This is a genomic window from Sphaerospermopsis aphanizomenoides BCCUSP55 (assembly GCF_001586785.1).
GTDB lineage: Bacteria > Cyanobacteriota > Cyanobacteriia > Cyanobacteriales > Nostocaceae > Sphaerospermopsis_A > Sphaerospermopsis_A aphanizomenoides_A.
In genome coordinates this window covers 1-14,144 of the sequence record NZ_LUFH02000132.1, presented here as the reverse complement: position 1 = coordinate 14,144, position 14,144 = coordinate 1, and the positions used below count along the sequence as shown (strand labels likewise).

14 protein-coding genes are annotated in these 14,144 nt (G+C 36.3%); 6 read left to right on the top strand and 8 right to left on the bottom strand.

The window, feature by feature from the left end; all coding sequences use genetic code 11:
* Positions 1-720 precede the first annotated feature (720 nt).
* The 3 genes from A0J48_RS23830 (at position 721) to mutT (ending at position 3,205) form a co-directional block, all read left to right on the top strand.
* On the top strand, positions 721-1,677 hold the full coding sequence (locus tag A0J48_RS23830; RefSeq protein WP_200327074.1) for an RNA polymerase sigma factor, RpoD/SigA family: 957 nt from the start codon (positions 721-723) through the stop codon (positions 1,675-1,677).
* A 279-nt stretch (positions 1,678-1,956) separates the two neighbouring features.
* Positions 1,957-2,301, top strand: coding sequence for a DUF760 domain-containing protein (locus tag A0J48_RS23825; RefSeq protein ID WP_200327073.1), 345 nt, complete (start codon positions 1,957-1,959; stop codon positions 2,299-2,301).
* Positions 2,302-2,785: 484 nt separating this feature from the next.
* On the top strand, positions 2,786-3,205 hold the full coding sequence (gene mutT / locus A0J48_RS23820) for an 8-oxo-dGTP diphosphatase MutT (RefSeq protein ID WP_200327072.1): 420 nt from the start codon (positions 2,786-2,788) through the stop codon (positions 3,203-3,205).
* A 42-nt stretch (positions 3,206-3,247) separates the two neighbouring features.
* Here the strand turns inward: mutT and A0J48_RS23815 are convergent, their stop codons facing one another.
* The gene (locus A0J48_RS23815; protein ID WP_200327071.1) at positions 3,248-3,463 is read right to left on the bottom strand and encodes a hypothetical protein; all 216 of its coding nucleotides are present in this window, start codon (positions 3,461-3,463) and stop codon (positions 3,248-3,250) included.
* A 12-nt stretch (positions 3,464-3,475) separates the two neighbouring features.
* Here A0J48_RS23815 and A0J48_RS23810 point away from each other — a divergent pair, with 12 nt between their 5' ends.
* The gene (locus A0J48_RS23810) at positions 3,476-4,234 is read left to right on the top strand and encodes a hypothetical protein (protein WP_200327070.1); all 759 of its coding nucleotides are present in this window, start codon (positions 3,476-3,478) and stop codon (positions 4,232-4,234) included.
* A 279-nt stretch (positions 4,235-4,513) separates the two neighbouring features.
* Here A0J48_RS23810 and A0J48_RS23805 read toward each other — a convergent pair whose 3' ends face one another.
* From A0J48_RS23805 to A0J48_RS23790, 4 genes are all read right to left on the bottom strand, one after another.
* Positions 4,514-5,695 carry a M20 family metallopeptidase gene (locus tag A0J48_RS23805; protein WP_200327069.1) on the bottom strand — a complete coding sequence of 394 codons (1,182 nt, stop codon included), beginning with the start codon at positions 5,693-5,695 and terminating at the stop codon, positions 4,514-4,516.
* Between the two features lie 537 nt (positions 5,696-6,232).
* Positions 6,233-7,930: a protein kinase domain-containing protein gene (locus A0J48_RS23800; protein WP_200327068.1), complete on the bottom strand. Its 1,698-nt coding sequence runs from the start codon at positions 7,928-7,930 to the stop codon at positions 6,233-6,235.
* Between the two features lie 138 nt (positions 7,931-8,068).
* Positions 8,069-9,217 (bottom strand): RNA-guided endonuclease InsQ/TnpB family protein, encoded by a 1,149-nt coding sequence (locus A0J48_RS23795; protein WP_200327067.1) that lies wholly within the window; start codon positions 9,215-9,217, stop codon positions 8,069-8,071.
* A gap of 181 nt (positions 9,218-9,398) precedes the next feature.
* The gene (locus tag A0J48_RS23790; RefSeq protein ID WP_200327066.1) at positions 9,399-9,563 is read right to left on the bottom strand and encodes a hypothetical protein; all 165 of its coding nucleotides are present in this window, start codon (positions 9,561-9,563) and stop codon (positions 9,399-9,401) included.
* Between the two features lie 227 nt (positions 9,564-9,790).
* On the opposite strand from A0J48_RS23790, the gene A0J48_RS23785 reads away from it, so the two are divergent.
* Together A0J48_RS23785 and A0J48_RS23780 are read left to right on the top strand one after the other, a co-directional pair.
* Positions 9,791-11,101: an AAA family ATPase gene (locus A0J48_RS23785; RefSeq protein ID WP_200327065.1), complete on the top strand. Its 1,311-nt coding sequence runs from the start codon at positions 9,791-9,793 to the stop codon at positions 11,099-11,101.
* The gene (locus tag A0J48_RS23780; protein ID WP_200327064.1) at positions 11,094-11,702 is read left to right on the top strand and encodes an RloB family protein; all 609 of its coding nucleotides are present in this window, start codon (positions 11,094-11,096) and stop codon (positions 11,700-11,702) included. Before A0J48_RS23785 ends, A0J48_RS23780 begins: the two co-directional genes overlap by 8 nt.
* Before the next feature lie 265 nt (positions 11,703-11,967).
* Here A0J48_RS23780 and A0J48_RS23775 read toward each other — a convergent pair whose 3' ends face one another.
* From A0J48_RS23775 to A0J48_RS23765, 3 genes are all read right to left on the bottom strand, one after another.
* Complete coding sequence (locus A0J48_RS23775) at positions 11,968-12,516, bottom strand: Uma2 family endonuclease (RefSeq protein WP_200327063.1); 549 nt, start codon at positions 12,514-12,516, stop codon at positions 11,968-11,970.
* Positions 12,517-12,563: 47 nt separating this feature from the next.
* Positions 12,564-13,286, bottom strand: coding sequence for a hypothetical protein (locus A0J48_RS23770; protein WP_200327062.1), 723 nt, complete (start codon positions 13,284-13,286; stop codon positions 12,564-12,566).
* Positions 13,279-14,144: AAA family ATPase (locus tag A0J48_RS23765; RefSeq protein WP_200327061.1), on the bottom strand; the 866-nt coding region annotated here is incomplete at its 5' end. The genes A0J48_RS23770 and A0J48_RS23765, both read right to left, overlap by 8 nt.

The following is a 14,144-nucleotide window of genomic DNA, read 5'->3' as shown; positions in this document are numbered from 1 at the left end:
GGGGAGGCAGGGGAGGCAGGGGAAGAAAAATTAATTCTTCCTCCTGATAGCGCAGCTTGGCGTAAGCCATACTCCTGCTTTCTGTCACCTGTCACCTGTCACCTATTCCCTGTTCCCTGAAATATTAAGCAATCATTATAAGAGAATCATTATAGTTATCATTGAGATATTTTAACAAATATGAGGAAGTTATTTCCTGTTCAGAAAACCTATTTGAGTGGTTTCAGATATATGATTGGATAGCTACTAGCTGTCTAATTGTGACTAGCAAAAATTCTCCGAGCCTGATTCTACATGGGTTGTTGCCATTGCACGGGTTATTGCTGAGTCCATTCTGCTATCAGTAAAATCACGACATTAAGTCACTGGAAATTACCAGAAAGTTTCGGGTTTCTCGGTAGTCAGGTAATTCTCATAAATGTTACAATTATTAATATTCAAATAAAACAAAAAATGTTTAACTTGCTACCTTATATCTAACTGTAGATACTTGTAATCACTAATCAGTGACTGTAACTTCTAGCAGTTAAGGAGTCTAGACTGACTAAATAAATATGAGCAGCCGATATAAGCTACCAAGCTGATCAGGCATTTAAGTTTCAGGCATTTTAAGTTGTAAACCTTAGCATGATTTCCCAGGTCATCTGGGTAGCTCCCTTCCAAGGCATTTATCAGCTAATGACACTACCAGCAAACCCATCATCACCAAAGAGTAGCGCCATGAAGACCGCTCAGACAGCCACCGACCTTGTGCGGACTTACCTGCGTGAGATTGGCCGTGTTCCACTTCTCACCCACGAAGAAGAGATTCATTATGGTAAACAGGTACAAAGATGTACCGCTTTGTATGAAGTGAGGGAAAATCTTGCTACCCAGTTAGGTTATCAGCCAACTTTAGAAGAGTGGGCAGCTTCAGCACAACTAGAACCAGCAGAGTTAAATGCAGCGATCGCAGAAGGTGAGATTGCTAAACGTAAAATGGTAGAAGCTAACCTGCGTTTAGTCGTCTCCGTTGCGAAGAAATACATTAAACGGAATGTCGATTTACTCGACTTAATCCAAGAAGGTAGTATAGGAATGCAGCGGGGAGTAGAAAAATTTGACCCTACCAAAGGTTATAGATTTTCTACCTATGCCTACTGGTGGATACGCCAAGCCATTACTCGTGCGATCGCCGAAAAAGCTCGCACCATTAGGCTACCTATTCATATTACCGAAAAACTGAATAAAATTAAAAAAGCTCAACGCCAACTCTCCCAAAAATTGGGACGTGCGCCCACAGCAACAGAACTAGCTGACGAGTTAGAGCTAACACCCAAACAAGTGCGGGAGTGTTTAGAAAAAGCCCGTCTCCCTTTATCTCTGGATTTGCGTTTAGGAGATAATTACGACACCGAACTGGGCGAAATGCTGGAAGACACCGGTGCAACCCCAGAAGATTTTGTCGTTCAATCTTCATTATCTTCTGATATAGAGCGTTTAATGACAGAATTAACCCCCCAACAGAAAGAAGTAATTAAGTTGCGCTTCGGGTTGGTAGATGGCCAAGCTTTAACCCTCTCCAAAATCGGAGAACTTCTCAATATCAGCCGGGAGAGAGTCCGACAAATTGAGCGCGAAGCCTTAACAAAACTTCGCAAATCTAAAGCCAACATTAACGAATATCTTGCTAGTTAGGTCATGGGAAATGGGTAATGGGTAATTGGTGATTGGAAAAAGACAGGAGAAAACAATTAAGTTTTTTTCCCACACCCTACACCCCATACCCTTTTGCTGTCACCTATTCGTATAAATACTCCGCGTTTGGTACGGTTTAACCGACTCCCATGACTGAAATGACCTGTTAGATTGATTGACATGAACACACAATTTTCATCTAAATTCAATACAAAATAGGTTATTAATTATTTAAGTCACGAACACCGCAATTAACAGTGTTAGTTAAGGAGATCAAAAGTGAGTAACCAACCCAATCGAGTCTCTGAATTTTTTAATAGCGATTCTGAAAGCAGTAACTTATGGCATTATGTTAAATCCTTAAGTCCAGAAACTGTTACCCAGCTATCTAAACCTACTTCTCCCGAAGTCTTTCAGGTAATGGAACGGAATATTACAGGACTGTTAGGAAACTTACCTTCGGAACACTTCGGTGTAACTATTACTACCAATAGGGAAAATTTGGGTCGGTTACTGGCATCTGCTATGATTAGTGGTTATTTCTTACGTAATGCTGAACAGAGAATGAACTTTGACATGGCTTTACAAGGAACAGAAGCAAATAGCACTGATGTTGCTGAGTAAAAAAATACATTAACGCCAGTTATAGTAGAGTGATGAGTTACGAGTATAAAACGAGTTGCTTCATCCTCATTAAATTCTCTGCCAAATCCATGAGATTCACGAGAGGACTTAAATAATTGGTGTTTTTTATTGGATAAATGTTATGATTTGATAATTGCAAATTTGGTAAAACTAGAAACTCGACAGACAAAGAATATATCTGTCGAGTTTTTTATTGATAATTGGTGCTAATCTTCTAGCAATCTTCAATTATTTATAACAACAGCCAAGGTGGTGAGTACATCAACAGATGATAAAATCTAGACCGTAAAAGCCTTTTAACTGGAGTCACTTGTCATACAGAGTTTTTTAAAATTACACTAGTGTTCATGAGAGCAATTTACAGCCTATTATTGATGGTTTTTAGGTTTTTGCTGACGGCTGACAGCTGAATGCTTACCTAAAATCTAAAATCTAAAATCTAAAATTCCCTGTCACCTGCTATATGAATGAAATTTCTGCTGTTCCCCATAAAATCATTGGTGTTGCTGTAATTTGGAACGACCAAAAACAAATTTTAATTGATCGTCGTCTTCCTCAAGGGACAATGGCTGGTTTATGGGAGTTTCCTGGGGGAAAAATAGAATCAGGAGAAACTATAGAAGATTGTATTGCCAGAGAAATTTTAGAAGAGTTAGGAATTAAAATTGAAGTGGGAGAACATCTGATTACTATTGATCATACTTATACCCATTTGCGAGTAACTTTGATGGTTCATCATTGTCTTCATTTATCAGGTATTCCCCAAGCTATAGAATGTGCGGAAATTCGTTGGGTCAGTGTGGATGAGTTAGATGGTTTTACTTTCCCAGAAGCAAATGTAGAAATTATTGCTGCTTTAAAAAAAGGTAAAAACAATAATTAGGGTTTGCTAAAAAACTTTTTCAGCCAGTCCTAATTATTGTAATTATTGTAATTGTTTGAACGTTTCTAAAGCTTCATTACACCAGTCTATCCATTCCAACTCACAGTGAATACCTGCTTTTAAAACCAGATATTTTAACTGTTCTTGCTGGGTTAATTCTGGTTGATTTGCAAAATGTTCTTGTTCAATTTCTCGTATCGGCTCAATAAATAGGGGTAACAGAGGAAAATAAGTGCAACGAGGTACACACAGTGTCATAGAATAGGAGACATGACGCAAAAAAGTATTGAGAGTGACAAATCAATATCAGATTTACTGCAAACCATCGAACCAAAAGGGATTGCAGACGAATCAATGCGTCATACAGTAGAGGTATTACTGAATCTAATAGAACAATTACAATTAAAAGTCAAAGGCTTAGAGTCAGAGAATCAACGGTTAAAAGATGAAAACAACCGCTTGAAGGGAGAACAAGGTCAACCAGACATAAAAGCCAAGAGTAAGAAAGGGTTTGAAAATAAGCACTCATCAGAACAAGAAAGAAAAACCCCAAAACAGCACTCCAAGGGCAGTAAAAATCAAGCCATTAAAATAGACAGACTCGCTTACAAAGATTCTCCCAGTCAACAAACCGCAGAAAAACTCCGGTCTGAGTTTTGGAAACTTTTTTCCACAGAAAGTGGTTATGAACAGTTGGATGAGCGAAAACAATTCACACGGATGAAAATTTCCGAGTTGCTTTTAGTATTAGAGCATCCTGAATTGCCTTTGCACAATAATCCGGCGGAGTTAGCTGCTAGGACGATGGTGCAACGACGCAATATTAGTTATGCCACTCAGACTGTTGAGGGGACTCAGGCTTGGGATACTTTTATGTCTCTTGTTGCTACTACTCGTCAGTTGGGTATCAGTTTTTTTGAATATATCCGTGACCGGATTTCTCTCTTTGGGAATATTCCTTCTTTGGCAACTATTATTCGAGAAAAATCTGCTCTCAATTCTTTTGGTTTGTCATGGATGCCTGAATAACTCTTTCCCCGATATATTGAGGGGATACCAAGAAACTACCTTTTTACCTAAAACCCTACAGCACACGCCATACATTTGCGACTTGGGCGATCACATCAGGAATTACCCCAGACAAAGTAGCGTTATGGATTGGGGATGAAGTCGCAACAGTGCTAAAGCACTACTGTCACCCAAATGTCGTTGAGGCTGACTGCCCAGATTTTTAATTACTCAATTACTACTCAATTACTACTCAATTACCATTCTCTTGTGGCTGAAAGACCTTGCTGAATAAGCCATTTATTTTAGTTGCCAATACTTATAAGCTGCATAAGCCAACGTCACAACCCCGGTAATAATAGCAGATTCATCAACTTCAAATTGTGGATGATGTAGGGGGTGATTAATGTTTCTATCTTTGTAGCCTACACCCAAACGAAACATTGAACCGGGAGCGTGTTCTAAATAAACAGAAAAATCTTCAGCCCCAAGGGAAGGTTCGGGTAAAACTTGGATGCGATCGCTACTCCAAGCTTCTTCTGCTGACGATTGCAATAATTGTGTCAGGGCATAATCATTCTGTACACTAGGTACACCCTGATGATAATTAACTTGATATTTTGCGCCGTAAGAATTGCAAACATTAGCAACAATATTTTCAATCCAATCTGGCAATTTATCGCGGGTTTCAGGATGGAGCGATCGCACTGTACCCAATAACTGTACTTGATCAGCGATCACGTTTGGCGCTCTGCCACCATGAATTTTACCAATACTTAATACCACTGGACGCAGAGGGTTTTGAGTGCGGCTAATAGCTTGTTGCAATGAGGTAATAACTTGAGAAGCAATCCAAATGGCATCAATAGCTTCATGGGGACGCGCACCATGTCCTGATTCACCAATAATTATAATTTCTAAATCGTCTGCTGCTGCTGTCAAGGCACCATAACGAATACCAATACAACCAGCCGGAATAGAAGGAAAAACATGAACGCCTAAAATAGCAGAGACATTATTCATAGCCCCATCTTTTACCATCCAAGTTGCACCTTGGGCAATTTCTTCTGCTGGCTGAAATAAAAACCTGATTTTACCACCCAATTCATCTGCTACTTGTGACAGCACCATTGCTGTACCTAAACCTACCGTAGTATGAACATCATGGCCGCAAGCGTGCATCACTCCTTCTATCCGAGAAGCATATTCCAACCCACTACGTTCTTGAATCGGCAAAGCATCCATATCAGTACGAATTGCCAATACCCTTTCATCGGGCTTAATTCCTGGTAGTTCAGCGATTACACCAGTTTTACCCACGCCCTCTTCCACGTGCAACCCGCTAGAAGATAACACACCAGCCACAAAAGCCGCTGTTTGATACTCTTGTCCGCTCAGTTCTGGATGTGAGTGGATATGGCGACGAATGTCCACCAAGCGCGGTGCTAAGGTCGTTGTTAAGTCTTTAATCCGGGTCAGCATTGAATTGATTCTAATTAATCAGGATAAGTCTTGTTCCCATGATAGATAAGTGTTAATTGTAAAAATGCTCTCCCCTGACAGGAAAATCAGGCATTGACTTTCCTCCCTCTGGACGGGAATTATGAAGAAGACATAAAATTCCTGAAAATTATAATAGCAAGACTAGCCAAAGCCAAATAAATGATATAAAATTTATTCTAGTTGACTATACCGAAAGACTTATAGACTACCAAATATGTGATCCCCCCGGCTTAAACAAAAAAAGGCTGGGGGGATCTTGTTTTAGGGGTGTGGGGTGTAGAGAGGTGACAGGTGACAGGTGACAGGTGACAGGATCTAACTATTTGAACAAGAAGTTCTGGAGTATGGCTTACGCCAAGTTGCACTATCAGGAGAACTGAATTACGAATTAAGCAAGTCGGCTCGAAAAAACCAAGGTATGTAACAAAATGTAAAATCTCTGAAAATCTCTTCCCTCTTGCCTTTTGCCTTTTGCCTCTTGCCTTGCCATAACGACAATTTTCAACGCCTACCTACTTATCTCCATCCCAACCAACGCAAACAGGGAACAATCAAGTAATAACTCAAACCTAAACAAAAACTAATTAAAATACCAATAAAACCGAAAAAAGCTATATGCTGCAACAACTCCCATCCGTTGGGTTGATTGGAAAAATGAATAAATTGAATTTTTAAACCTAGGTGAATTAACCCTGCTAAAATGTTGGCACTACCAAAGGCAGTGATAAAAGCATAAGCTAGGTAATGGCTGCGAAGACCTAAACCTAAAGTTAGTAGAGAAATTGACACCAACATCCAGGCAATTAATCCTTCGGCGCTATCCTGTGGTTTAATAAATTGCCAAATTATCCAACCAAAGCTATAACCAATTAAACCCATTAGGGCTGAAACTAAAAATCTTCGCTTTTGACCAAAACTTTTAGATAGGGTAATTCCCCAAGCTGTAGCTAAACCAGCAACACCATAAACTATGATTTCTTTGGGGTGAGAGGTTTTAAAATTGGGGAGCAATTCTGGTAGTTGAAGTGATAAAAATTCTTGAACAACTGCACCTAATTTGGTGTGATAAGCCAACCAAAAACCAGCAACAGTCCCTAAACTAGCACCAATCCCACTTAAAATGATAGCCCAAATTGTTGCCAGACAAGCTAGTAGGAATCTGAAAATAGCTTGCACTGTCAACAGAGTTGTATTACCCACAGCTTGGGTAAATTGGGTGACAGATTGAATAACTGTGGTTTTTGTTTGAGTAAAGAAACTGGGTTTTGATCCTGCGGGGACAATTTTTAATAACCGTTTTTGAATAATAGCTGCATGGGCTGGACGCGATCGCACATCCGTCTGTATCATTTCATCTAATAAATCAGCTAGTTGGGGGTTAACATTACACCATTTTCGCCAGCGTAATTCTCCCGTGATGGGATCTTCCAACTCCTGGGGATATTTACCTGTGAGTAATTCAATCATGGTTCGTCCCAAAGCATAAAAATCTGCCGCAGGCCCGACATTACCACCAACCATTTGTTCTGGTGGACTATAACCAGAAGAAAATAGACGAGTAGAAGGAGAATGCGATCGCAATATTGCCCCACTAAATTGTTTAGCACCACCAAAATCAATTAACACCAATTGTTCCGCTTGTAGAGGTGCGGTAGGTGAAGGGGTACGCAGCATTAAATTAGAAGGTTTGATATCTCGATGAATAATTTGGCGTTTGTGTAATTCCTGTAAAATCTTCACAGCCTGTGCAAACCAATTTAACACCAAGTCTTCTGGACATCCTTGAGGATAATTTTTGCGAATTTTCTCCAAATTATGGCCATCAATTTTTTCCATCACCAGACAAGCCAACTGGTGTGGTTTAGGACTAGTCAAATTGATTTGAAAATACCCGTCAGATTCAACTTTAGGAACTCCGGGATGATGGAAACTGCTTAAAACCTCCGCTTCTTGGATGAATAATTCCAAAGCTTTGGGAGAATCTTCCACCAACACTTTCAGCACCTTTTCAGTCTGGGTTTTTTCATCCCAAACCGTGTAAATTTGGGCAAACCCACCGGAACCCAAGGGTTGCATCGGGTAATAGCGGTCTAGTAGCTGTAACGGAGTGCCACAGCTATTACAAAATTTGTTTCCCCAGGGTTGGGGATAAGGTCGTTGACATTTGGGATTTATGCAGTGAACCGCACTCTGATTTATCTGGGACAAAACCACGAAAATGCAAAGGCTGGATCGATTTTAGCGCCTATTTTGCTTTCTTACTCAACCTCAACCGCTGCTTCCGTAAATTTTTGCTGACGTTGTTTTGATTTTCCTTCTGCTTCACCTAACGCGGTTGACATACTCCCCGCCCTAAAAGGGCGGAGATTCTGGGGTCAAACAGCAATTGCTGGTTCTTGCCAGTCTAACATCACCTAGCCCAATGGTTGATGCCCCAACCATTTGAATATTTCGAGCAGCATTTTCATCTCGTCCATTTACAGAATTACAAGATGGACAACGCCACTGTCGGTGAGATAAATCTAAATTTTCTAAAATATGCCCACAATCAGAACAAGTTTTACTGGATGGATACCATTGATCTATATAAACAACTTGTTTATTTTTCTTTTTGGCAACCCATTCTAAAATCTGTAGAAATTCTCCAAACGCTAAGTCTGATATTTTTCTGCCCCAAAGACGTTGCATACCTTTAAGGTTAAGTGTCTCAAAGCACAAAACATCAAATTTGTCTGTTAGTTGGTGAGCTAATTTCCAAAACCAATAACTTCTGCGATTACAAACATCTTCATGTTTACGAACTAAATTTTTTCTAGCTCGTTCTCGATTATTTGAGTCTCTGACTTTATGAGAGTGACTTCTACTAGCTTTCTTGATAGCATTGAGAGACTGTTTAAGGAATTGTGGAGAATCAATCAAAGTTCCATCAGAGCCAGTTAAAAATGTTTTGAGTCCAAAATCAAACCCCGCTATTTTACCAGTCGTTGATTTAATTTCTATTTGTGACTCATTATCAACCACAACAACCATAAACAACTCACCTAATGCGGTGCGTTTTATGGTTAATGTCTTGATTTTGCCCTCTAGCTCTCTAGACTGACAAAATTGATAAACTCGATTCCCAATTTTAACTCTATTTCCACCTAAGAATTTATAACCAGCTTGTTTTAAAGTGAATGATTTGTATTTTTTAACTTTTTTGAATCCTGGTGGTCTAACTCCTTTGTTGTTGTGTTTGAAAAATAATTGGTATGCCTTCTCAATGCGTTGACAGATATCCTGTACTGCTTGAGAACCTACTAATTGCCAGAAAGAATAGCGTTTTCTTAATTTAGCAATATGAGATTGTAGTTTGGCACAGTTTAAGTGTTTACCCCACATTCGGTAGTACCGTTTATGTAGAGCAATACAATGGTTGTAGATCACCCCTGCGGCGTTAATCATCCGTTTGAGGTGTCTATTCCTTTTGTGTTCGTACAGCTTAAACTTTAGTGTTTTCATGCTAGTATTATAACACAGTCTAACGGCAATATGACGGCATGAAAAAATTAACAATTAGATGCTCAGATGAGGAGTACCAGATGCTTGTGGAGTATTGCTCGCAGACAAGCCGTACTCAGAATGATGTATTGAGAGAATTAATCAGACAATTAAAGAAAAGCTGTCCTAGAAGGACGGGGCTTTAAACCCATTTTTTCGGTAAAATTTCTTCTTGGATACCAGAATCAAGATACAGTTTTTGACCTGCTTCAGTGTGAAACTGCACACCAAAAAAGGCTATACACAATGTTGGGTATTCCCACAAAGCTGGAATATAAGCTTGGTTTTCTAAAAAAGATGCAGACATGGAAATAACTCTTCTTGCAGTTTAAGGTGGGAGAATAGGCTGATTTCCAGTCGTTAATATTACTTGAGATTTGTAGAAATGCCGTTTATGCACAGATTGTTTTAATGATTATGCGGATAAATGGAATAAATTTCATTAACCTAGCTCCTATAAACCAATAACCGCTATGCTTAAATTATATATATGTGAAATTTTCACAAATATTGTGTTTAAGTTAGAGGCTAAATATGCTCATAGAGTTTAGTATTGGTAATTACAGATCATTTAAAGATAAAGTCACTTTTAGTATGGTGGCAGCTAATATTGTTGCTAAAGAAAAAGAACTTGATGAAAACAATGTTTTTGCAGTAGATGATGAACTCAAATTACTCAAAAGTGCCGCAATTTATGGTGCTAATGCTAGTGGTAAAAGTAATCTAGCAAAAGCAATAAAGTTTATGAAATGGTTTATGATTAATTCTTCTAAAGAAACTCAAAGTACAGAAAAAATAGGAGTAGAACCATTTAAGTTAAGTACCGAAACTGAAACAGAACCATCTTTTTTTGAAATCGTTTTTATATTGGATGATAAAAAATATAGATATGGTTTTGAAGCTACTCAAGAAAGTGTAGTTTCAGAATGGTTATTTTACGTTCCCAAGACAAGAGAAACTCGACTGTTTGAACGGGTTTATGATGGAAAGACTGATAAAATGGAGTATCTATCTAAAACATTCAAAGGTGAAGGTATTCACCCTAAAACCAGACGAAACGCGCTTTTTATTTCTGTAGCTGCTCAATTTAATGTAGCAATAGCTGATCAAATCCTAAATTGGCTAACAAATAAGTTAAATATAGTTTCCGGTTTAGAAGATAATATTTTTTTAGATTATACAGTAAATTGCTTGGCATCTAATCATGTTCATAGACAAGAAATTATACAGTTAATAAAAAAATTAGATTTGGGTATTAGAGAAATTAGATTAAAAGAAACGGAACTTACTACTTATGCTTTGCGTAATATAACAGACGAAATTAAAAAGCTAAATTTTAAGATGCACGCAGATAAAAAGAAAGTATTTTCAATTCATACCTCACATCAAAAATTTAATGCAGAAGGTAATTCTATCTCTATGGAACTATTTGATTTAGAAGCGCAAGAATCTGAAGGAACTAAGAAAATAGTTGCTATCTCTGGACTTTTAGTAGATACTCTTAAAAATGGCAAAGTTGTTATATTTGATGAGTTTGACGCAAGACTTCACCCTTTAATCAGTAAAGCAATTGTTGAGTTATTTAACTCTAATGATACAAATTATAATCATGCACAACTAATTTTTATGACTCACGACACCAACCTTTTAAGTAATAAACTTTTTCGTAGAGATCAGATTTGGTTTACGGAGAAAAACAAATATGGTGCAACAGATTTATATTCCCTAGTTGAATATAAAATTAGAAATGATGCTTCCTTTGAAAGTGATTATATCAAAGGCAAATATGGCGCTATTCCCTTTATTGGAAATTTAAGTCAAATAATGGGTGAATCTAATGCCTAAAAACAGTGGAAAACAAGCATCATCTCGTGGATATTCTGAGAGAAAAGTTGCCACCAGAGATATCAGAGAAAGATTTTTAATTGTTTGTGAAGGTGACAAAACTGAACCAAATTACTTTAGATGTTTTCGTGTTCCTAAAGATGTAATTGATGTGAGAGGTTTTGGGTATAATCCTAGTAAGTTAGTAGAAAAAGCAAAAGAATTAAGTCTTCAAGATGATTATAACCAAGTTTGGTGTGTATTTGATCGAGATGATTGGCCTAAACAGGATTTTAACAATGCTATTGCAAACGCTAAAAGAGAAGGATTTAAAGTTGCTTATTCTAATGAAGCGTTTGAATTATGGTATGTCTTGCATTTTGAATTTCTAAATACTGGACTTCCTAGAAAAGATTATATTACTAAATTAGAAAAATGGTTGAAACATAAATATAAAAAGAATAGTGATATAATTTATGAAGAGTTAGAAATTTTCCAAAATACAGCAATCAAACACGCTCAAAATCTTCTGAATCAATATGATCCTCAAAATCCTGAAAGTGATAATACTTCAACAACTGTACATCAGTTAGTTGTGGAGTTAAATAGATTTATTAGATAATTGTTGGTAGTAGATTAGCAAATTCTTCCAAGGCTTGAAAACTTCCCACCTGCCAACTACGCTCAACAGTATCAGGTATAATCTGAATAATATCTATATTCTCAAAATATGGACTTTTTTCGGGAGCATCCCAAATGTGTAAATTTATTTTTATCTAGGTAAAGAAAATGCTCCAAGGCTTGATATGATTGAACCGCAAAGGGCGCAAAGTACACAAAGGTAAGAGATTGTGAGAGGTTTTTTTAGTGTTGCTGCGTTCATTTGTTCAAAATTGGGATGCTCCCCTTTTTTCAGACTTGATATATTTTCCATCTTGCAATAAATAAATAGACAACTTCCCACTATCAAAAATCCATAATTCAGGAATACCAATTGCTTCATAAGCATCAAGAGTTATTTTTGATGTCACATCAGTTTCTATAGCTAAATCTGGTGGTGGATCATCTGGTTGTAAACGTCTTTTACCTATCATTTGCTGATAATTTTGAATGTAAAAACAAGCATCTGGTTCAACTCCTGCTACACCTTGTCTTTTATAAGTTGTTGATCCAAAAGGTTGATATTTAATTCCTTTTGCTTTCAATAATATTTTCACGATATCTGAAATTAAATCTTTGGAAATTTCATGTTCAAGTGATGGAACTATAATTTCTAAAATCCCTTGATGATAAGCAATTCGTGAATTTATTTTTTCTCCCAGTTCTTGTAAAATACATTCAAATTCATCCCAGGTAACATCAGGAATAGTAACTTTACTACCGGGTGTTAGTTGTATTTGACTAACGGGTTTAAAAACAGGAATAGCTACACTCATACCATACTAGGGGTAGTAAGGATTTAAGACTAATTATTAATCACTTATTATAACAAATCTTTTAAATTTCTTCTAATTTCTGTTTTACTGTCAACATCTGGGTAACAAAAACACTTAATTTTGATTTTATCTTCCTTATTTAAAATCGTTTCGCAAGTTAAGATACCTGATTTGTTATCATTTTTGATAATTTCTAACAATTGACTATCATTATTCTCTTCTAATTTCTTCTTAGCAGAAAATGTTCTATAAAATAAAATTCCTTTAAAATCTATATATATTTCTTTCTCATTATAACCTTGTGTGGGATTTAAGTGATTATTCAGAACCAGTAACATATATACTCTAGACATTGCACAACTAAACTTTTTTTCAATATTCGCTAATCCCTCATTGTCTATACTAGACTTTAGCTCAATTAACAGAATATTTAATTTATACATACTATCATACTTTTGTAAAACTAAAATAGCACATTCAGGCGTGCTATCTCTAGTTGAAATACCACCTATTTCTTTTTCTAAGTTAATTTTCCAGATTCTTTCTACTTTCGACTTATTATCAGCATAATTTAATCCTTGAATACATAACTTCTTAAATTTTGCACCTTGACCGTTCTCTTCAATTTCAATGATTTCATCTTCAGCTATAGCTTTTTCTTCAATAAGTTCCTTGTCTGATAAAGCTTTATGAACTTCATATCTCAGATTAAGTAAATCTCTTTTATGAGGGTTATTTAAAAAATATTTACTCTTATTACTTTTACTCATCTTCAACCTCTTCTTCCTGAATATAAATATAATCAGTCAGAATGCGAAGTGACTTATCTAAGTTATTTTCAACTTCTCTAAAGTTCCTAAAATAAATACCAGAGTTACGACTTTCATAGTCTATGATTTTATCACCTGTGAAGAAATAAACACCAACTTTTTCCTTTGCTATAGATACAGATGAATCAACATAGTACAATTTATTATCTTCAATAATTTTTTGTACATTCAAACCATGTTGATTTTTCAGTACATCCAGATATATATAGTTATTAATAGCATTTGCTAAAATTGAACTATGGGTTGTGATTAATACTTTATTTCTGGTTTCATTTTGGATGAACTGGATCAAGATATTTAATAATTTAATCTGATTTTCTGGATGTAAATTAACCTCTGGTTCATCTATCATTAAGAAATTATTTTTTGCTGCCGCCCAATATTTTAGATATAAATAAATCAGTGTTAATTGATTTACAGATGAAGAAGCTAAATACATTGGTAAAGGTTCATTCATTGAATTGACTTTAAAATAAAATTCTATAGGACTAATTCCTTTAAGACTAAGAGGTAATATTTCACCACCAATGATTTCTTGTAACTGTTCCACAAGATTAATATAAGATGTGATAATATTTTCTTCAAGATTCAGAGAAAAAAGTTGTTCAAATACCTTATTCATCGGTTCTGTATATTTTCTTTTCCAAACTTCTAGTTCTTTAAAGTCAGATAATTCAAAATTTCCTTTTTTGCGAGGGTTTTCTAATAAATCTACAAGTTTTTTTATATCTTGCTCACGTTGTTTTCTATCAACTTCATAAATATAACGATAAAATGTAGGAAAGAAGATTCTACTAG

Excerpts from the sequence above, each read along its gene's own strand:
- A0J48_RS23775 (WP_200327063.1), bottom strand. The coding sequence starts at position 12,516 with ATGAGTGTAGCTATTCCTGTTTTTAAACCCGTTAGTCAAATACAACTA.
- A0J48_RS23785 (WP_200327065.1), top strand. The coding sequence starts at position 9,791 with ATGCTCATAGAGTTTAGTATTGGTAATTACAGATCATTTAAAGATAAA.
- A0J48_RS23770 (WP_200327062.1), bottom strand. The coding sequence starts at position 13,286 with ATGAGTAAAAGTAATAAGAGTAAATATTTTTTAAATAACCCTCATAAA.
- mutT (WP_200327072.1), top strand. The coding sequence starts at position 2,786 with ATGAATGAAATTTCTGCTGTTCCCCATAAAATCATTGGTGTTGCTGTA.
- A0J48_RS23790 (WP_200327066.1), bottom strand. The coding sequence starts at position 9,563 with ATGTCTGCATCTTTTTTAGAAAACCAAGCTTATATTCCAGCTTTGTGG.
- A0J48_RS23810 (WP_200327070.1), top strand. The coding sequence starts at position 3,476 with ATGACGCAAAAAAGTATTGAGAGTGACAAATCAATATCAGATTTACTG.
- A0J48_RS23805 (WP_200327069.1), bottom strand. The coding sequence starts at position 5,695 with ATGCTGACCCGGATTAAAGACTTAACAACGACCTTAGCACCGCGCTTG.
- A0J48_RS23830 (WP_200327074.1), top strand. The coding sequence starts at position 721 with ATGAAGACCGCTCAGACAGCCACCGACCTTGTGCGGACTTACCTGCGT.
- A0J48_RS23815 (WP_200327071.1), bottom strand. The coding sequence starts at position 3,463 with ATGACACTGTGTGTACCTCGTTGCACTTATTTTCCTCTGTTACCCCTA.
- A0J48_RS23780 (WP_200327064.1), top strand. The coding sequence starts at position 11,094 with ATGCCTAAAAACAGTGGAAAACAAGCATCATCTCGTGGATATTCTGAG.
- A0J48_RS23795 (WP_200327067.1), bottom strand. The coding sequence starts at position 9,217 with ATGAAAACACTAAAGTTTAAGCTGTACGAACACAAAAGGAATAGACAC.